At 43.5% G+C, this 18,348-nt stretch carries 17 protein-coding genes; 3 read left to right on the top strand and 14 right to left on the bottom strand.

Annotated elements, in window-relative coordinates:
• Window positions 1-44: 44 nt before the first annotated feature.
• From H3302_RS10230 to leuS, 10 genes are read right to left on the bottom strand one after another with little or no spacing between them, the layout of a single operon-like run.
• The gene (locus H3302_RS10230; protein WP_036967339.1) at window positions 45-1,205 is read right to left on the bottom strand and encodes a serine hydrolase; all 1,161 of its coding nucleotides are present in this window, start codon (window positions 1,203-1,205) and stop codon (window positions 45-47) included.
• 54 nt (window positions 1,206-1,259) lie between these two features.
• Entirely contained in the window at window positions 1,260-2,030 is a 771-nt protein-coding gene (locus H3302_RS10225) for a septal ring lytic transglycosylase RlpA family protein (protein ID WP_036967342.1), read from the bottom strand.
• Window positions 2,030-3,136 (bottom strand): rod shape-determining protein RodA, encoded by a 1,107-nt coding sequence (gene rodA / locus H3302_RS10220; protein ID WP_036967346.1) that lies wholly within the window; start codon window positions 3,134-3,136, stop codon window positions 2,030-2,032. The genes H3302_RS10225 and rodA overlap by 1 nt, the downstream gene beginning before the upstream one ends.
• Entirely contained in the window at window positions 3,133-5,013 is a 1,881-nt protein-coding gene (gene mrdA, locus H3302_RS10215; RefSeq protein WP_036967349.1) for a penicillin-binding protein 2, read from the bottom strand. The genes rodA and mrdA overlap by 4 nt, the downstream gene beginning before the upstream one ends.
• Before the next feature lie 8 nt (window positions 5,014-5,021).
• Window positions 5,022-5,492: a 23S rRNA (pseudouridine(1915)-N(3))-methyltransferase RlmH gene (gene rlmH / locus H3302_RS10210; RefSeq protein WP_036967350.1), complete on the bottom strand. Its 471-nt coding sequence runs from the start codon at window positions 5,490-5,492 to the stop codon at window positions 5,022-5,024.
• Between the two features lie 28 nt (window positions 5,493-5,520).
• Complete coding sequence (gene rsfS / locus H3302_RS10205; RefSeq protein ID WP_036967352.1) at window positions 5,521-5,838, bottom strand: ribosome silencing factor; 318 nt, start codon at window positions 5,836-5,838, stop codon at window positions 5,521-5,523.
• A gap of 56 nt (window positions 5,839-5,894) precedes the next feature.
• Window positions 5,895-6,530 (bottom strand): nicotinate-nucleotide adenylyltransferase, encoded by a 636-nt coding sequence (gene nadD / locus H3302_RS10200; protein ID WP_182395102.1) that lies wholly within the window; start codon window positions 6,528-6,530, stop codon window positions 5,895-5,897.
• Between the two features lie 12 nt (window positions 6,531-6,542).
• Complete coding sequence (gene holA, locus H3302_RS10195; protein ID WP_182395100.1) at window positions 6,543-7,583, bottom strand: DNA polymerase III subunit delta; 1,041 nt, start codon at window positions 7,581-7,583, stop codon at window positions 6,543-6,545.
• Window positions 7,583-8,074: an LPS assembly lipoprotein LptE gene (gene lptE / locus H3302_RS10190; protein ID WP_065978078.1), complete on the bottom strand. Its 492-nt coding sequence runs from the start codon at window positions 8,072-8,074 to the stop codon at window positions 7,583-7,585. Before lptE ends, holA begins: the two co-directional genes overlap by 1 nt.
• A gap of 1 nt (window position 8,075) precedes the next feature.
• The gene (leuS, locus tag H3302_RS10185) at window positions 8,076-10,664 is read right to left on the bottom strand and encodes a leucine--tRNA ligase (protein ID WP_075593703.1); all 2,589 of its coding nucleotides are present in this window, start codon (window positions 10,662-10,664) and stop codon (window positions 8,076-8,078) included.
• 176 nt (window positions 10,665-10,840) lie between these two features.
• Here leuS and H3302_RS10180 point away from each other — a divergent pair, with 176 nt between their 5' ends.
• The 3 genes from H3302_RS10180 to H3302_RS10170 all read left to right on the top strand — a co-directional run bounded on the left by H3302_RS10180 (window position 10,841) and on the right by H3302_RS10170 (window position 14,244).
• Entirely contained in the window at window positions 10,841-11,299 is a 459-nt protein-coding gene (locus H3302_RS10180; RefSeq protein ID WP_074989684.1) for a zinc ribbon-containing protein, read from the top strand.
• Between the two features lie 69 nt (window positions 11,300-11,368).
• Window positions 11,369-13,771 (top strand): Lon protease family protein, encoded by a 2,403-nt coding sequence (locus H3302_RS10175; RefSeq protein WP_065978076.1) that lies wholly within the window; start codon window positions 11,369-11,371, stop codon window positions 13,769-13,771.
• Window positions 13,768-14,244 (top strand): FKBP-type peptidyl-prolyl cis-trans isomerase, encoded by a 477-nt coding sequence (locus H3302_RS10170; protein WP_182395098.1) that lies wholly within the window; start codon window positions 13,768-13,770, stop codon window positions 14,242-14,244. The genes H3302_RS10175 and H3302_RS10170 overlap by 4 nt, the downstream gene beginning before the upstream one ends.
• Window positions 14,245-14,379: 135 nt before the next feature.
• On the opposite strand, the gene lnt is transcribed toward H3302_RS10170, so the two are convergent.
• Genes lnt through H3302_RS10150 form a run of 4 tightly spaced genes read right to left on the bottom strand, consistent with a single transcriptional unit; the run spans window position 14,380 to window position 18,325 of the window.
• Complete coding sequence (gene lnt, locus H3302_RS10165; protein ID WP_182395096.1) at window positions 14,380-15,933, bottom strand: apolipoprotein N-acyltransferase; 1,554 nt, start codon at window positions 15,931-15,933, stop codon at window positions 14,380-14,382.
• Window positions 15,914-16,798 (bottom strand): CNNM family magnesium/cobalt transport protein CorC, encoded by an 885-nt coding sequence (gene corC / locus H3302_RS10160; protein WP_036967376.1) that lies wholly within the window; start codon window positions 16,796-16,798, stop codon window positions 15,914-15,916. Before corC ends, lnt begins: the two co-directional genes overlap by 20 nt.
• 22 nt (window positions 16,799-16,820) lie before the next feature.
• Complete coding sequence (gene ybeY / locus H3302_RS10155) at window positions 16,821-17,276, bottom strand: rRNA maturation RNase YbeY (RefSeq protein ID WP_036967379.1); 456 nt, start codon at window positions 17,274-17,276, stop codon at window positions 16,821-16,823.
• Window positions 17,273-18,325: a PhoH family protein gene (locus H3302_RS10150; RefSeq protein ID WP_074989681.1), complete on the bottom strand. Its 1,053-nt coding sequence runs from the start codon at window positions 18,323-18,325 to the stop codon at window positions 17,273-17,275. Before H3302_RS10150 ends, ybeY begins: the two co-directional genes overlap by 4 nt.
• Window positions 18,326-18,348 lie beyond the last annotated feature (23 nt).

Raw genomic sequence — 18,348 nt, 5'->3', positions numbered from 1 at the left:
AAAACGCCTTGCAGTGCAAGGCGTTTATAATCTTTTTTACGGGTTTACATTATTTGTAAACGTAAGTAATCGTAAATTTTGCTAAAGAAGCTACCTTCTTCCACTTCTTCTAAGGTAACAAGTGGATATTGCGCAATTTCTTCACCTTCAAGCTGTAAGAAAAGTGTGCCTACTTTAGTGCCTTTCGCCAGTGGGGCTTCTAAGGTTTTATCAAGCTCAAAGTTCGCTTTTAAGTTTTTACGTTGACCGCGTGGGATAGTAATGGGTGTATCTTCTAAAATACCTAACGATACGTTTTCTTTATTACCCATCCAAATACGTTGCTCTGCAAAACTGTCACCTGCTTTATAGGGTGTGATTGTTTCGAAGAAACGGAAACCGTAGTTAAGTAGTTTTTTACTTTCTACCTTACGTGCACGCTCGCTTTCAGTTCCCATTACAACTGCAATTAAACGCATATCATCTTTGGTTGCTGAGGTAACTAAGCTATAACCCGCTTCTGAGGTATGGCCTGTTTTAATTCCGTCTACGTTTAAGCTCTCATCCCATAACAATGAGTTACGGTTGTATTGTTTAATGCCGTTATAAGTAAATGATTTTTTTGCATAAACTTCATATTCATCAGGTACGTCACGGATAAGTGCAGCGCCTAATGTTGCCATATCACGTGGCGTGGTAAAGTGCTCGTTGGTATCTAAACCATGGCTATTAACAAAGTGACTGTTGCTCATGCCTAGTTTTTCAGCATGGGCATTCATTAAATCAGCAAATGCACTTTCGCTGCCTGCAATGTGCTCTGCCATTGCTACGCACGCATCATTTCCTGATTGGATTATGATACCGTGGTTAAGATCATCAACACTGATTTGTTTACCCACTTCGATAAACATTTTTGATGACTCTGGAAAGTTCTTTGCCCATGCTTTTTCGCTCACTGTTACCATATCGGTCGGTGAGATATTACCTGCTTTAATTTCTGTACCAATGACATAACTGGTCATCATTTTGGTCAGACTTGCTGGTGCTAGTTTTGTATCAGCTTCGCCTTCGGCAATTACTTTTCCTGTGGTGAAATCAACCAAAAAGTAACCTTTAGCATTAACTTGAGGTGGGGCGGGGATGATTTGGGCTGTTGCAGAAAATACGCTAGCAGTGCAAACAAGGCCACAAACGCCACTTAAGATTTTATATTTTATAGATTTCATCGTACTCATTAATGGTTGAAGTTAAACATGTCGCGTTAACCTATTCTAAAGGTCTTACTCACTGTAAAGCAAGAACGCGTTCTGAAATTGGTTTTGTTTTAATTTATCTAAAACGGATTGTGCTTCTGCAGCATCTTTAATTGGCCCTAGACGCAGACGATAGATCCCGTCTTTTTCAACAATGTTTGTTGGCACATGGTATTGCTGGCGAAGTTGAAACGCGAGCGCTTCGACATTAGAAAGAGTACTTCCCGCTGCAACCTGTATGTAACTTAAACGAGGGGCAGAATTTGCAAGTGTAATGGCTTCAACCTTAACACGGGCTGTACCTTGACGATAGTAGCCAAGCTTATATGCTGCAGAATAAGATAAATCGATCAGTCTATCGTCATGAAAAGGGCCGCGATCATTAACACGCACAATCACTGATTTGCCGTTATCTAAATTCGTTACGCGAGCAAAACTTGGCAGCGGCAGTGTTTTGTGAGCTGCAGTCATGGCAAACATATCGTATATTTCGCCGTTCGAAGTGTGGTAGTTGTGAAATTTTCGACCATACCAAGAAGCGATGCCTTCTTCTGAGTAGCCCGTTTCATCTAGCATGGGCGTGTAGCGCTTTCCTCTCACCTCGTAGGGGCGGCTTGCACTGGCGCTTTTGATAACAGCAGTGACCACAGCATCTTGCATTTCAAGTTCTGTCGGTGTTCGCAGTGGCGCTGCATCATGCTGCATTGCATAGCGCCCTTGTTGTGACGACGGTGAGCTACATGCGCTGAGGACAACACAGATAAGCGCGATTAAAAGGGCATTTATTAAGTGGGTCATTATTTTAACAGCATCCTTTTATCGGTGGCGATAGACATAATAATGCCAAATCCAGCCATCAGGGTCACCATAGAAGTCCCCCCGTAACTAATTAAGGGTAAGGGGACACCAACGACAGGTAATAGGCCAGAAACCATTCCTATATTCACAAACACATAGACAAAGAAAGTCAGGGTTAAGGCCCCAGCGAGTAGTTTACCAAATGCGTCTTGTGCATTTACGGCAATGTACAAGCCACGACCAATAATAAATAAATACATGCACAGCAGTAAGCAAACACCAAATAGACCAAATTCTTCACTGAGTACCGAAAAGATAAAGTCAGTATGGCGTTCGGGTAAAAACTCAAGTTGCGATTGGGTCCCTTGCAACCAGCCTTTACCTTCAATTCCCCCGGAACCAATGGCTATTTTTGATTGAATAATGTGATAACCCGAGCCTAAAGGGTCACTTTCAGGGTCTAAAAAGGTGAGTACTCGCTGACGTTGATAGTCATGCATTCCGTAATGCCAAAATGGCCATGCAGCGAGTGCAACAACGGCTGAAAAAAAGCCAATTAAGCGCCAGCTTAAGCCTGATAAAAACAACACAAATATACCTGAACTGGCAATTAAGATTGACGTTCCTAGGTCTGGTTGTTCTTTAATTAAAATGGTCGGCACCATCACAATTACAAAACCAATGATTAAATGAATCGCGCGTGGGGGCAGGTGATTACGGCCAATGTACCAGGCAACCATCATTGGCACGGCTATTTTCATTAATTCGGAAGGCTGGAAACGCGTGATACCTAAATTAAGCCAACGTTGCGCGCCTTTGGAACTGACACCAAAGAACAACACGCCAACGAGCATTAATAAGCCCAAGCAATACAGAGGAATGACCATGCTTTTTAAGGTATTCGGTGAAAACTGCGCCAGAATAAACATGCCCAGTACAGCACCAAACATACGTGTAGCATGGCGGATCATCATCGCAGAATCTTGACCACTGGCACTGTATACAATAGCAAGGCTTGCGACCATCATGAGCATGAGCGCAATCAGTAAAGGTACATCAAGATGAAGGCGCTGCCAAATCGAACGTTTTTTATTTAATGGGATCATGGCGCATCACTTTGAGCAAGTTTTATAGGGTTAGCAGAAAAGTAGTAATCCATTAATTGGCGCGCAATTGGCGCACCAACAGTACTTCCCCCACCGGTATTTTCGACGACCACCGACACCACAATTTGTGGGTCATTATAAGGGGCAAAGCCAACATATATTGCGTTATCTCGTTGGCGTTCTTTGAGTGATTCTGCATCATATCGCTCGCCTTGAGCAATACTGACTACCTGCGCCGTTCCGGTTTTACCGGCTGGGTCATAGGTTGCACCTTTAAACGCTTTGTGTGCTGTACCGGTTACTTTATGCACTGTGTTGTGCATTGCATCGAGGGCTATTTGCCAATGATGTGGGTTTTTAAGTTGTACAGGGGGCTTTTCATCATTATTGATTTGCGTTACTTCGTTTTCTTTTTTGGCTACTTGCACAAGGTGAGGTGGATGATCAATGCCTTTATTAACCAAAATGTTAGTTGCATTGGCTATTTGCATCGGGGTCGCGGTCCAATAACCTTGTCCGATACCCACCGAGATTGTATCGCCTCGCCACCATGATTCTCTGAAACGGGCTTCTTTCCATTCTTTAGATGGCATAATTGCCGTTGTTTCTTCATGAATATCAATACCAGAGAGCTCGCCAAAGCCAAATTGAGTCATAAAGTCACTGATTTTAGTGATGCCTAGTCGGTAGGCAACATCGTAAAAGTAGGTATCACATGACTCTTCAATCGCTTTGTAAACATCGACATGACCATGGCCCCAACGTCTCCAGTCACGCCATTTGTGTTCAACATTCGGAATTTGGAAAAAGCCCGGATCCCACATCTGTGTTTGTTCTGTTACCAAACCTTCTTCGAGGGCTAAAATGGCCATATGGGGCTTAACCGTCGATGCTGGAGCATAGCGACCCTGCGTAGTACGGTTAATAAGTGGGCGGTCTGGATTTAATAATTCTTTGTAGTTTTTACTGCTAATGCCATGCACAAATAAGTTTGGGTCATAACTTGGGTTTGAATACATTGCCAGCACGCCCCCGTCTTTTGCATCAAGCACGACCACTGCGCCACGCATGTCTTTTAAGGCATGCTGGGCTATTTGTTGCAAGCCAATGTCCAAGGTTAACACTAAGTCGTGGCCCGGCTCTGGCGGAGTCAGACTGAGAGTACGGATAACGCGACCACGGTTGTTTACTTCAACGCGTTGTGAGCCAACAACACCGTGTAGTAACTCTTCATAGTATTTTTCGATACCAAGCTTACCAATGTCATGAGTGGCGCGGTAATTCGTTGCTTGGTCTTCGGCTTCAAGTTTAGTGAGTTCTTTTTTGTTTAGCTTGGCAACATAACCTAAGGCATGAGTGAGTGTATCGCCATACGGGTAATAGCGGGCTAAACGCGCTTCAATACTGAACCCTGGAAATTTATGTTGGTTTACTGAAAACGTGGCTACTTCGGTTTCGTTTAACCGTGCTTTAAGCACTTGGCTTTTAAAGCGGCGATTATGTTTTATATCGTCTAAAAAGTCGGCTTTTTGTTGTTCGCTTATCGTAATTAGTTGCTCAACAGCAGCCAATGCTTTGTCAAGATCATCAACTTCTTCAGGAATGACTTCAAGGTTGTAAACGGGCTTGTTCTCGGCAAGTAACACCCCATTTCTGTCGTAAATCAGGCCTCTATTAGGCGCAATTGGTATTACTTTTATGCGGTTGTCGTTTGAACGTGTTTGATAGTCTTGGTGATCAATAACCTGAATGTTATATAAATTTGATAACAAGACACCAATAAGCAGGGTAACAAACACAAAACCCACAAATGCTCGACGGGCAAATAAATTTGCTTCAGCCGAGTGGTCTCGAATGGTGGGTCTGTGTTTTCGCATAGGCTTTACTACTCGCGATGATAAGGGTGGTTGTTATTTAAGCTCCAGCCACGATAAAGGCTTTCAGCAACAATAATACGCACCAACGGATGCGGTAGCGTTAGGTTCGATAAAGACCATTTTTGCTCTGAGGCTGCGATACACTCAGGTGCAAGCCCTTCAGGACCGCCAATCAGTAGGCTGACATCTCGGCCATCAAGCTGCCATTTTTCCATACTTTTAGCGAGCTGATGCGTATCCATCGGCTTACCGGTTACTTCAAGTGTAACAATGCGGTTTCCTTTGGGGATAGCCGCCAATGTCTTTTCACCTTCAAGTTGTAAAATACGTTTGATATCCGCATTTTTACCACGCTTTCCTGCTGGGATTTCAATGAGTTCTAACGGCATATCACGCGGAAACCGGCGTTGATATTCTGTAAACCCTGTTTCTACCCATGCTGGCATTTTCGTGCCAACGGCAATCAATTGTATCTTCAAAATGCTTTACCTATGTCCTTGCTAAGGGTTAACCCCAAAGTTTTTCTAGATCATAGAAGTCGCGAGTTTGGTCTTGCATTACATGCACAACCACATCACCCAGGTCTACCAGTACCCATTCACCTTCATTTTGGCCTTCGTAGCCGAGTGGCTCTTCACCAGCATGGCGTGCTTCTTTTGCGACATGATCAGCAATAGACTGAACGTGGCGTTTAGAATTACCTGAACACACCACCATGTAGTCAGTAATGTCAGATTTTCCACGAACATCAAGTTGTACCACGTCACGGGCTTTCATATCGTCGACTTTATCAAGGGCAAATGCGAGTAGTTGTTTAGAATCCAAAGTGTTTTCTCAAAAGTAAATAATCGTAATGTGTTATTTTATCACGCAGATAGTATTTATTCATCTGTTTGGTAAAGATGATGCTGCGCAATGTATTGACTGACGCTAGCGGGTAAAAGTTCCGCGGCCTGTTCATTTAAATATAATTGTTTTCGAATCTGACTCGATGCAGCATCAACTTGTAAGCCATTTAAAAAGAATAACTTGCCAGCAGGTGATTGTTTTAGTTGCGCGAGTTTGTCAGTCAACGCATCGGCTTTGTAAGCGGCCAGTTCACCCTCAACATGGCATATTTGGCCAGGGCGCTGATACACCACAATATGGCACAGTGTGACTATTTCTTGCCATTGATACCATTTATCTAAGTTATTAAACGAATCCATGCCGATTAAAAACAGAATAGGGGCGCTCGGGTGTTCGCTGCGAAGCTCTTTTAAGCTCAGTAATGAATACGATGCACCGCTGCGGTTAAGCTCTCTGTAGTCGATGGCAAATTGCGGGTTAGACGCTATCGCAAGCTTGAGCATATTAATCCGATGCTCGTCGCTTATCCCCGGTTTTGCTTTATGAGCGGGGATAGCGCAAGGCATAAAATAGAGGGTATTCAATTGGCACTGTTTAACACACTGTTCAGCCATATTTAAATGACCTAAGTGAATGGGATCAAACGTGCCACCGAAAATAGCAATCATCAGTTACGACTCTCAGTCAGAATGTGGATGACAAGGTAAGGGGATTGATAACGGCTGACAAAACACTAAACAAATATGAGTCAACGCTTGATAAGGGGTAATTAAGTTACCTTGTTTGTAAGCGGCATCAAATTGAGCGAGTTGTTTAATTATTTGCTCAAGTACTTTGCTGTTTAAACGATTCAGCGCGTGTTGGATTGTCGCTTGTTGATTCTTCCAAATATTAAACTGCTTGTATAAGTCAGTCATATTGGCGCCCGTTAGTCTGGCATGCTGCATAGCAAGTAGGTTGCTGGCTTCTTTATTAATAGCCCAAAAAATACTCATGGCTTCGGTATTATCCGCAGCGAGTTTGGTCATGACTTTGACTGCTTGCTCAGCGTGACCTTTGAGTAATGCATCGCTCAAATCGAAAATATCAAACTTTGATTGATTGAGCAGCCCTTGCATCACGGCTTGTTGGTCAACTAGGTCACTGCCATAAAGCAGTGAGAGCTTTTCAAGCTCTTGATGACACGCAAGCAGGTTGCCTTCAGTTGCTTCTATGAGGCTTTGCTTAGCATTGTTATGCAGGTTTAAATTTAAACGATAACATTGCTCATCTAACCAGCGGGTTAGGTGATTACCTGTTAGCGGATAACAAGGCACAAAGATGCCTTGTTTATCGAGTGCTTTAAACCAAGCACTACGCTGGATATCTTGGCTGGCTTTGGCGCCTTTTAACACTAAAATAGTGTCATCATTGACCAGCTCAGTAAGCTGTTTAAATATTTGACTGCCCGTGGTGCCCGGTTTTTGCTCGTTTAAATCAAATTCAATCAGGGTGCGTGCGCTGAACAGTGACATACTTTGATATTGAGCAATAATCTCTTGCCAATCAAAGCCCTGCATCAATGTGAATTTGATGACTTCGTCAAAACCGTGCTGTTTAGCTGCTTGACGTATCTGTGATACGCATTCCGCTATTTGGTAGGGCTCCTCACCAAACACCATGTAGAAAGGGGCGAGGCCTTTTTTTAGTTGGCTGGTGAGTTGATTCGCATAACAACGCATTACAGTTGCGATAACTCTCTAACAATACGGCGGCTTGCTTGCTTTCTGATTTCACTCAGCAGCAGCTCAAGTTCTTTGGCTTTTGCAAGTGCGTTATCAGGATCGTCTTGATAGTTACGATACAGCTCAAAACGTTGGTTAACTGCTTCTTGGCCCGGGCGTTTAAGGGTGTAACTGACACTATAAGCAAGCTCATATTCTGCGACCTGACCGTTATCAAATAACGACAATATTTGGCGTTCTAAGCGGTCTTTGTGAATAGTGAGTTCAGGCGTTGAACTGTCGCCGTGGTCAAATTCCACTTTACTGGCTATTAGCTCTTTTTCGACTAACTCGAACAGGGTTGATTTTTCGTCATCTCCAACCAGCGAGATCACCTTTAAGTCATCCGGTAAGTTAGAGGCTTTCTTTAAATGAAAGCCACAGCTTGTTACCAGTAAACAGACTAGCACTAAAGCTAGTCTGTTTTTCAGTGCATGAAGCGCTGCCATCTTAGTTAGCAACCACATTCAGAAGCTTGCCTGGTACGTAAATTACTTTACGGATTGTCACGCCGTCTGTGAATTTAGTCACATTATCTTCGGCGAAGGCGAGGGCTTCAACTTGCTCTTTAGTGGCATCTGCTGGCACTGTTAACTTAGCACGAAGCTTGCCGTTAACTTGTACGATGATTAGCTTTTCATCTTCAACAAGTGCCGACTCATCCACGGTTGGCCAAGAAGCATCTAAGATGTCACCTTCTTTGCCAAGGTCTTGCCATAGTTGATGACACATGTGCGGCGTAATAGGTGCAAGCATGATAAGCAATGCTTCAAGCGCTTCGTTTGCTATCGCGACATCTTGTTTATCAGCAAGTGGCGCTTTTAATAACTTGTTTGAAAGTTCCATAATGGCAGCAATTGCTGTGTTGAACGTTTGACGGCGCTCAACATCATCGGTCACTTTTGCAATGGCTTTATGAAGCTCACGACGAAGTACTTTTTGATCGTTGCTTAAAGCAGCTTTATCAAGTGCTTGATAACCTACGGTTTCAACATCGACTGCGTATTTCCAAACACGTTTTAAGAAACGCATTGCGCCTTCTACACCTGAATCAGACCATTCAAGAGTTTGCTCTGGAGGTGCTGTGAACATCATGAATAAACGCACCGTATCGGCACCGTATTCGGCAATAACTTGTTGTGGGTCGATACCGTTGTTTTTCGATTTCGACATTTTACTCATGCCTGCAGAGAATACCGGCTCACCATCTACTTTATGCCATGCTTTTGTCACACGACCTTTTTCGTCAGTTTCAGTTTGTACGTCGGTTGGTGATATCCACACATCACCGCCTTTCTCATCTTTACGATAGAACGTTTCTGCTAATACCATGCCTTGGCACAGCAAACGCTCGAATGGCTCGTCAGAGTTAACTAAGCCAAAATCACGTAATAGTTTGTGGAAAAAGCGAGAGTAAAGTAAGTGTAAAATCGCATGCTCAATACCACCGATGTATTGGTTTACAGGTAACCAGTAGTTTGCAGCGCCAGGCTCAATCATTCCCTCGTCAAAACGAGGGCTACAGTAACGTGCGTAGTACCACGATGATTCCATAAAGGTATCGAATGTATCAGTTTCGTGAAATGCAGGTACGCCATTTACGGTTGTTTTAGCCCATTCAGGATCCGCTTTGATTGGCGATGTAACACCATTCATCACCACATCTTCAGGTAAGCGTACTGGTAACATGTCTTCAGTAGCGGCAATCTCTTGGCCATTTTCGTCGCTTAACATAGGGATTGGAGAACCCCAATAACGCTGACGGCTCACGCCCCAATCACGTAAACGGAAGTTTACTTTACGCTCACCAACGCCCAGTGCTTCTAACTTGTCTGCTACCGCATTAAATGCTGCATCAAACTCTAGACCATCAAACTCACCTGAGTTTACTAACACGCCTTTTTCTGTGAAAGCTTGATTTGCAAGGTCAACCGTATCTTCGCTGCCAGCTGCAGGTGCAATAACTTGCGTAATTTCTAGGCCGTAAGTACTTGCAAACTCGTAGTCACGTTGGTCATGCGCAGGCACCGCCATTACCGCACCTGAACCATAGTCCATCAGTACAAAGTTAGCGACCCAAATAGGGACTTGCTTGCCTGTTAATGGATGGATTGCGTAAAAGCCAGTTGCAATGCCTTTTTTGTCCATGGTTGCCATGTCGGCTTCAGCAACTTTGGTGTTTTTACACTCATCAACAAACATCGCAACAGCATCGCTATTTTTAGCCGCTTCTTGTGCAATTGGGTGACCGGCTGCTACAGCAACGTAAGTCACACCCATAAAGGTATCTGGGCGTGTTGTGTAAACACGGAATGTGTCATCGTTGTCGGCACGTTTGAATTCAATTTCTAAGCCTTCAGAACGACCAATCCAATTGCGTTGCATGGTTTTAACTTGCTCAGGCCAGTGATCAAGTTTATCTAAATCATCTAAAAGCTCTTGAGCATAATCAGTGATTTTGATGAACCATTGTGGAATTTCTTTTTGCTCAACAATCGCACCTGAACGCCAGCCACGACCATCGATTACTTGCTCGTTGGCAAGCACTGTTTGGTCAACTGGATCCCAGTTTACTGTTGACATCTTTTTGTATACTAAGCCTTTTTCATACAGCTTAGTGAAGAACCATTGTTCCCATTTGTAGTACTCTGGGTGGCACGTCGCGATTTCGCGATCCCAGTCATAACCAAAGCCTAATTGCTTTAATTGGTTACGCATGTAGTCAATGTTTTCGTATGTCCATTTAGCCGGTGCCGTATTATTTTTAATTGCGGCATTTTCAGCTGGAAGACCAAACGCATCCCAACCCATAGGTTGCATTACGTTTTTACCTTGCAAGCGTTGGAAACGTGATACTACGTCACCAATAGTGTAGTTACGAACGTGACCCATATGCAGTCGGCCGCTTGGGTATGGGAACATTGATAAGCAGTAATACTTTTCTTTGCTCTCATCTTCAGTGACTTTAAATACTTGGTTTTCATCCCAGTAGGCTTGTACTTTTGACTCTATGTCTTGCGGGTTATATTGCTCTTGCATCTACGATTCCAGACTTCTTGCAAATTGATAAAAAATTGTCGCTAAGGATAACCCAAAATACAGGCTAATCACAGCGGCAAATAAGGGCTTTTCCGAAATTATCACTTTCAGGGCAGGTTAACCTATACTCAACTATAGTAAGTACTGATTTTTCATCACTTTTGAAGGAGTAAACGATGGCAGATTATAAAACATGGCTCAGCGATTTAAGTGCATGGCTTAAAGATGTAAAAGACCACGAGTTGAAGGAGGCAATGGAGAAGTTTGTTGAATCTGAGCAGGCACTTAAAGATCTAGGAAAAGAAAAACTTGAGCTGTATCGCGACTACCTTAAACGCGATATTGATCACATCAAAGAAAACGATAAACATTATGACTCCTTAGCGTGGCTTGAACTAAAAGAGTCGCTTTGGTACGAGTTATCGCACATCGAAGACAAAACCCAGTTAGAATGGCAGGCCCTAAATCAAGATTTTAAGCACAATGGTGTCTATCATCAGGGAGAATGGATAGCCATGGGCACATTAGTATGTAAAAATTGCCAACATAGTTACGATGTTTACCATGCTACTCAAATTACCCCTTGTACTGAATGCGGTGGTATTTACTTTAGCCGTAAGGCATTACAACCTTAATCTGTAACGCAAGCAAAAGCTGGGCGTTACCCATAATGCCCAGTTAATCCTGGGAAATAAGAAGTTAGAATGACAAAAAAACTAATCCCATTGCCAGTCTCTACCTTAGCGCCAGAAATTGCCGCCAGTCATGTTGCTACATGCATGAATAATCCATACCCAGAGGCTTTAACGTTTATTGGCCAACAACGTGCTCAAAGTGCGCTCGATTTTTCATTAGGTATGGAGCTACCTGGTTACAATGTTTATGTTATGGGTGAGGCTGCACTGGGTCGTTTTACCTTAGTGAAAGACAAGCTAACAGCCCATTCAAAAGGCCGCCCAACGCCTAATGAGTGGCTGTATGTCAATAATTACGACGACCACCGCGAGCCTATCGCGCTGTTTATGCAAGCTGGGCAAAGCAAGCAGCTTGCAGATGATATTGATTCATTTATTGATGAAGTGCTTGATACATTCCCTGCTGCATTCGATAACCCAGGTTATCAGCGTAAGAAGAAATCAATAGACCGTGAATTCACCGATACTTACGATGCAGCTATAACCGCAGTAGAAATTGCCGCGCTTGAGCAAAGTGTAGCGCTTATCGAAGAAAATGGCGTGGTGGGGTTTGCACCATTGGTTAATGGTAAGCAATTAAGCGACAGTGAGTTTGCGGCACTCGAAGAGCCATTGCGTATTGAATTTTATGACGTGATTGAAAAGCTCGAAGATGCGTTAATCGAAGCGCTGATTGAGTTACCGCGTTGGAAACGTGAATCATCTGAAAAACTGCGTAATCTTAAAAAATCAACGGCTGAGTTAGCGACCAAGCCACTTATTAAAGCGCTTGAGCACAAATATGCAACGCATATTGGCGTGCTGCGTTATTTAAAAGACATACGTGAAGAAATCATTGATGCGGTGCTGGAGTGGCTCGACGATGATGACAACGACGAAAACAAAGAAGATTTTGACCGCAAGGGCATGTTAACCGACTTTTTCGCACCCAATATTTTAGTCGAATTTAAAGAAGGGGATGCAGCGCCTGTTGTTTACGAGCCTAACCCAACGTTTGGCAATATTTTTGGCAAAATTGAATACGCGACATCGCAGGGCTCGCTCATAACCAGTTATCGCTCAATTCAGCCGGGTGCACTGCACCGTGCTAATGGCGGTTACTTGATTATGGACGCTGAAAAAGTAATGGCGAATCCACAAGTGTGGGATGGCCTAAAACTGTCTTTAAAAACGCATCAAATTAAGAACGACTTACCATATCAAGACAGTTCAGTGGGGAGCAGTTTTACTTTACGTCCACAGCTTATTCCGCTGGATGTAAAAATTGTGCTGCTGGGTTCACGTGATTTGTATTACACCATTGGTGAGTACGATGAAGAGTTTGCTGAGCTGTTTCGTGTGCTTGCTGACTTTGATTATTACTTACCAAGCAGCGATAAGCTGCAGTACCAGTTTATTACCAAAGTGACTGAATACTGTGAGAAAACCTTAAATTGTACTGCAAACGAAGCGGCAATGGCACGTTTACTCAAGTTTAGTTATCGCCAAGCTGAGCATCAAAATAAGCTGTCTGCACGTTTTGCAGATGTCCTTGAGTTGGTGGCCGAAGCCAGTTTTTATGCCAAGCAAGATGGACATACACTGATTGATGCGCACCACATTGATGAAGCCATTCTTGGTAAACAGTACCGTACTGGGCAAATTTCAGAAACCATGCTTAGCGATATTAAAGAGGGGCAGATCCTCATTGCTACCGAAGGTCAGGCTGTGGGTAAAGTAAACGGCTTAACGGTGCTGCATATCGGTGATACATCGTTTGGTACGCCTGCACGTATTACTGCCACGGTTTATGCCGGTGCCGATGGGGTAATTGACGTTGAGCGTGAGGCCGAGCTGGGTAAAGCAATTCACTCAAAAGGCGTGATGCTTCTAACCGGCTACTTAGGTAACAAATATGCGCAGCAATTTAGTTTAACGCTCAGTGCTAATATCGCGATTGAACAGAGTTACGGTTATATCGACGGTGATAGTGCATCACTGGCCGAGCTCTGTGCGCTTATCTCGGCAATAACCAACTTACCTATTAGCCAGTCAATTGCGCTTACAGGCTCAATTAACCAACATGGTGACGTGCAATCTATTGGTGGTGTTAACGAGAAAATCGAAGGCTTCTTTAAACTCTGTAAAATGCGTGGCTTAACGGGCGAGCAAGGCGTGATCATTCCAAAGTCAAACCAAGTGAACCTGGTGCTTGATGATGAAGTGCTCGACGCCGTTGAAAAAGGCCGCTTTAATATTTATGCCGTTGAAACAGTAGACCAGGCGTTAAGTCTATTAATGGACAAAGACGCGGGTGAAATGACGGAGCAGGGCTATCAAGACGGCTCTATTAATGCCTTGGCATTAGCCCGACTTGCAAATATTGCCGATATTGTTAATGGCGATAATGATGATGAAAAGGAAGCGGAATGATTAACTTAATTCTTTTATTGGTCATAGGTGTATTTTGTTTTTTGATTTTTAAAAATAGCAAAAAAGCGAAATTACAAGCACTCGAAAATGAAACGTTGGCCGCTGATTTTTTAGCGACAAATGGTAAAGCTGATGATGTCCATGAAACAACTTCTGGGCTGCAATACAAAATTGAGCACAGCGCGGGTAATGAAGCTAAGCCACATGCTAGCAGTAAGGTGAAGGTGCATTACCATGGTACGCTCATGGATGGCAGTGTATTTGACAGTTCAGTCGTACGCAATTCGCCAATTAGCTTTGGTTTAAACCAAGTGATTGCCGGCTGGACTGAAGGCTTACAGTTAATGAGCGAAGGCGATAAGTTCACCTTTTATATCCCGCCACAGCTTGCCTATGGGCGTAAACGTGTTGGCAGCATTCCGCCAGGCTCGTTACTAATATTTGAGGTTGAACTTCTTAAGATTGAATCGTAAGCGCCAGCCAAACGACAAAAAAGAAAGGGCTTCATAAATGGAGCCCTTTTTTGGTTTAATTCCGCGGGATTAATGAGGCTATACCCATTAGGTATAGCCTCAAAATAGTACTCTAATTAAACGCAGTCGTATTCTTTACGCGTTTGCTTTGGTTTTTCTTACTAACCCTATGACAGTTAGTAATAAAACAGCCAGCCATACCGGCCAATTACCTAAACGACTGTATAGCGTGTCACCTTGAATTAGGGTGATATTCGCTTCAAGCACATCGGCTTTAAACTGTGGCATGCTCAATTGCGATTTTGCGATAGGGTCGTACACAGCGCTAATACCGGTATTCGTTACGCGAATAAGCGGGCGCTGAAGCTCAAGGGCGCGCATACGGGCTATTTGCATATGCTGATGCGGGCCATGAGAATCTCCAAACCAGGCATCATTACTAACAGTAAACAAAATATCAGAATCACTTCTGTAGTTTCCACGCACTAAATCGGCAAAGGCAATTTCGTAGCAAATAGCAGGCAAAATATTTAAACCATTGGCGCGCAAGTTATCTTGTACTTCATCACCACGGGTGAACGATGACATCGGTAAGTCAAATAGAGGGGCGATAGGGCGCAGTAAATCTTGAAATGGCACAAACTCACCAATGGGTAACAATTGATGCTTTTGATAGCGGTTATGCCCTAAATACTGATAGTGACCTTCATTGTCACTGGGCTCTTTTTTACCAAGTACAATGAGGGTATTAAAAATATTGCGGGTGTCGTACTGGTAATCAACAATGCCAGTGATAAGTGCGGTGTTATTAAATGTCGCGGCACTGTCAAGGCCAGATAAATATTGCGTCGCAAGGGCTTCTAGTTCAGGCACGGCGGCTTCAGGCCAAACGATTAAATCAGCATTCCAATGCAGGCGTGTCATGTCTTGGTATTTGCTCATGGTATTCCAAAACTCAGACGGCTCAAACCGTAAATGTTGCTTGATGTTACCTTGTACGAGCACGGTTTTAATCGTTTTATCTTGGTATTTAACTGGGCTGTTACCTGCAATAAAATATAAGCCAATGAGCACAGCGACAGAGACTATCAAAGGTTTAATGTCTTTACTGATTAAGCGATATAGCGCAAAGGCGATTAATACACATATAAGCGTGATACCAAACTCACCAATCACTGGGGCTAAAAAGTTTAGTGGGCTGTCTGTTTGTGTATAGCCAAAACTAAGCCATGGAAACCCAGTCAGTAGCGTGCCACGCAGATACTCAGTGACCGCAATACTTGCCAATAATAAGCACACAAAACTATAAGGCCCTGAAGCCAGTCGAGTACTAAGCCAAGCAGCTAAAGCTGGATAAAGTGCAAGGTAGGCGCATAAAATACCCATTAAACCAAGAGAGGCAATTAATGGCATTCCACCAAAGGTGGCTATTGAAACATGCACCCAGCTGATACCGGCACCAAACCACCCTAAACCAAAGATGAAGCCATATTTTGCGCTGCGCTTTGCTGCGTCTTTACCGTTTGCAAGAGGGTTGATGCAATAAAGCAGTGCACCAAGAGAAAGAAAGGCAATGTGCCACAGATTAAAGGGGGCGTAACTTAAGGTTAAAAAGAGGCCCGCAATAAGTGCGAGCCAGGCTTTTTTATCTTTTGCAAGAACGCAGAGGTTAGTTAGCAGTTTCTTCACTGTCGTTATCATCAGCCTTAGGAATGGTGACTTGCAATTGTAAGATGCGACGATTGTCAGAATTGGTGACTTTAAATTGTAAGCCTTCAATGTCTATCGTCTCACCACGGCTTGGCATATGACCAAACGCATGTAAAACCGTACCACCAATTGTATCGGCGTCAGAGGTGCTGTAACCCGTTTTAAAATATTCGTTAAAGTCATCAACAGGTGTTAGAGCTTGAACTGCGTAAACATGTTTCGCAACTTGTCGAATATCTTGTTGTTCCTCTTCTTCATCGTGTTCGTCTTCTATTTCACCCACAATGATTTCGAGAATATCTTCGATGGTTACTAATCCTGACACACCCCCGTATTCATCAATAACGATGGCCATGTGATAACGTTGTTGACGAAACTCATTTAACAGCGTATCAACTCGTTTGCTTTCAGGAACCACCATAGCAGGACGTAAATAGTCACGTAGTGATGGCAATAGTTCATCTTTATTTAGAATTAAAGGCAATAAATCCTTTGCGAGTAATATACCTTCGATGTGATCTTTATCTTCACAAACCACGGGGAAACGAGAATGTGTAGAGTCAACCATCATCGGGAGTAGCTCTTCTAATGGGGCGTCAATTTCAAGCGTCACCATTTGAGAACGTGGTATCATGATGTCTCGAACTTTTAGTTCTGACACACCTAATACCCCTTCAATCATTTCTTTTGTTTCAGGGTCGATAAGGTCGCGTTCTTGCGCATCGGCAATTACTTCTACCAGCTCTTCTCTATTCTGGGGTTCCCCTTGTAACATCTGGGCTATGCGGCCCAGCCACGTTTTACCAGAAGAACCCTGGCTAGTTTGCGAGTTGTCGTCGCTCATTGCGTCTAATTGCTCCGTAAATTTAAATATCGTCTCGATATGGGTCAGCAATGTTCAGATCGGCAAGTAATTGCTTCTCTATGCTTTCCATTTCGAGTGCATCTTCGTCCTTTATATGGTCAAATCCAAGTAAATGCAAGCATCCATGGATCACCATATGGGCAAAATGGTCGTGAAAGGTTTTTTCTTGCTCAATTGACTCAGCTAAAACGATAGCTGGACATATGATTAAATCACCCACTAAAGGTAACTCAATACCAGGGGGGGCTTCAAATGGAAACGATAAGACATTAGTCGGTTTATCTTTACCACGGTAGTCATTATTGAGTTGTTGGCTTTGTGCCTCATCACTGATCACAATTGTCAGTTCAGCATCTTCACGGTAGTGACTGAGGGCTTTATCAGCCCACAGTTGAAATTGTTCAAAGCTTGGTAAGTTGTCAAACTCACACGCTATTTGTAAATCTAATTCGGTCACGAGTTTGCTTCTTGTTGGTTTGCTTGCGCTTCTTTTGCGCGTTGTTTTTCAGCCCGTTTTAAACGTTCAGCTTCATCGTTGCGCTCATAGGCTTCAACAATACGCGCCACAACAGGGTGGCGTACCACATCATGTGATTGGAAAAAGTTAAAGCTAATTTCATCGACACCGTTAAGTACCTCAATCGCATGGCGAAGGCCTGAGCGCGCACCACGCGGTAAATCTACTTGGGTGATATCGCCTGTAATAACGGCCTTAGAATTAAAACCAATACGGGTTAAGAACATTTTCATTTGCTCTGCGGTGGTGTTTTGGCTTTCATCAAGGATGATAAATGCGTCATTCAATGTACGGCCACGCATGTACGCTAACGGTGCTACTTCGATAATATTTTTTTCGATCAGTTTTTCAACGCGCTCGAAGCCGAGCATTTCAAATAATGCATCATAAAGAGGGCGTAAATAAGGGTCGATTTTTTGGCTCAAGTCGCCAGGTAAGAAACCCAGTTTTTCACCTGCTTCAACGGCAGGGCGAGTAAGCAGAATACGGCGAATTTCTTGACGCTCAAGTGCATCAACAGCAGCAGCAACGGCAAGGTAGGTTTTACCTGTGCCTGCAGGGCCAATACCAAAGGTAATATCGTGATGCAGAATATTAGCCACATACACGCCTTGGTTATCGTTACGCGGTTTAATAACGCCACGGCGAGTTTTTATCACCATGTCTTTACCATAAACGCCCGGGTTGTCGTCTTGATCAAGGGCGTTTGATTCGCTAATCGCTAAGTGCACAGCGTCGGGTTCAATTTCGCCAATTTCACCACGAACTGGTTGAGTATCAACATAAAGGTTTTTTAAGATTTCGACACTGGCTGCTGCACAGTGAAGTTTACCAGTGACTCTAAAAAAATTATCGCGATGGGCAATTTCAACACCTAGTCGGCGTTCAATTTGTTTGATGTTTTCGTCAAACGGACCACATAAAGATGAAAGGCGTTTGTTGTCGGCGGGTTCTAAATAAATCTCTAAAGTTTTTAATTGATTACTCAAAATTGCTTCCTATTGATGGGTGC

The organism is Pseudoalteromonas sp. MT33b, assembly GCF_014117385.1.
GTDB lineage: Bacteria > Pseudomonadota > Gammaproteobacteria > Enterobacterales > Alteromonadaceae > Pseudoalteromonas > Pseudoalteromonas lipolytica.
This window is presented reverse-complemented; position numbering and strand designations above follow the sequence as displayed.

What these genes read in the sequence shown, in the direction of transcription:
- H3302_RS10230 (WP_036967339.1), bottom strand. Translation starts at nt 1,205, where the DNA reads ATGAAATCTATAAAATATAAAATCTTAAGTGGCGTTTGTGGCCTTGTT.
- H3302_RS10225 (WP_036967342.1), bottom strand. Translation starts at nt 2,030, where the DNA reads ATGACCCACTTAATAAATGCCCTTTTAATCGCGCTTATCTGTGTTGTC.
- rodA (WP_036967346.1), bottom strand. Translation starts at nt 3,136, where the DNA reads ATGATCCCATTAAATAAAAAACGTTCGATTTGGCAGCGCCTTCATCTT.
- mrdA (WP_036967349.1), bottom strand. Translation starts at nt 5,013, where the DNA reads ATGCGAAAACACAGACCCACCATTCGAGACCACTCGGCTGAAGCAAAT.
- nadD (WP_182395102.1), bottom strand. Translation starts at nt 6,530, where the DNA reads ATGATTGCTATTTTCGGTGGCACGTTTGATCCCATTCACTTAGGTCAT.
- holA (WP_182395100.1), bottom strand. Translation starts at nt 7,583, where the DNA reads ATGCGTTGTTATGCGAATCAACTCACCAGCCAACTAAAAAAAGGCCTC.
- lptE (WP_065978078.1), bottom strand. Translation starts at nt 8,074, where the DNA reads ATGGCAGCGCTTCATGCACTGAAAAACAGACTAGCTTTAGTGCTAGTC.
- leuS (WP_075593703.1), bottom strand. Translation starts at nt 10,664, where the DNA reads ATGCAAGAGCAATATAACCCGCAAGACATAGAGTCAAAAGTACAAGCC.
- H3302_RS10180 (WP_074989684.1), top strand. Translation starts at nt 10,841, where the DNA reads ATGGCAGATTATAAAACATGGCTCAGCGATTTAAGTGCATGGCTTAAA.
- H3302_RS10175 (WP_065978076.1), top strand. Translation starts at nt 11,369, where the DNA reads ATGACAAAAAAACTAATCCCATTGCCAGTCTCTACCTTAGCGCCAGAA.
- H3302_RS10170 (WP_182395098.1), top strand. Translation starts at nt 13,768, where the DNA reads ATGATTAACTTAATTCTTTTATTGGTCATAGGTGTATTTTGTTTTTTG.
- corC (WP_036967376.1), bottom strand. Translation starts at nt 16,798, where the DNA reads ATGAGCGACGACAACTCGCAAACTAGCCAGGGTTCTTCTGGTAAAACG.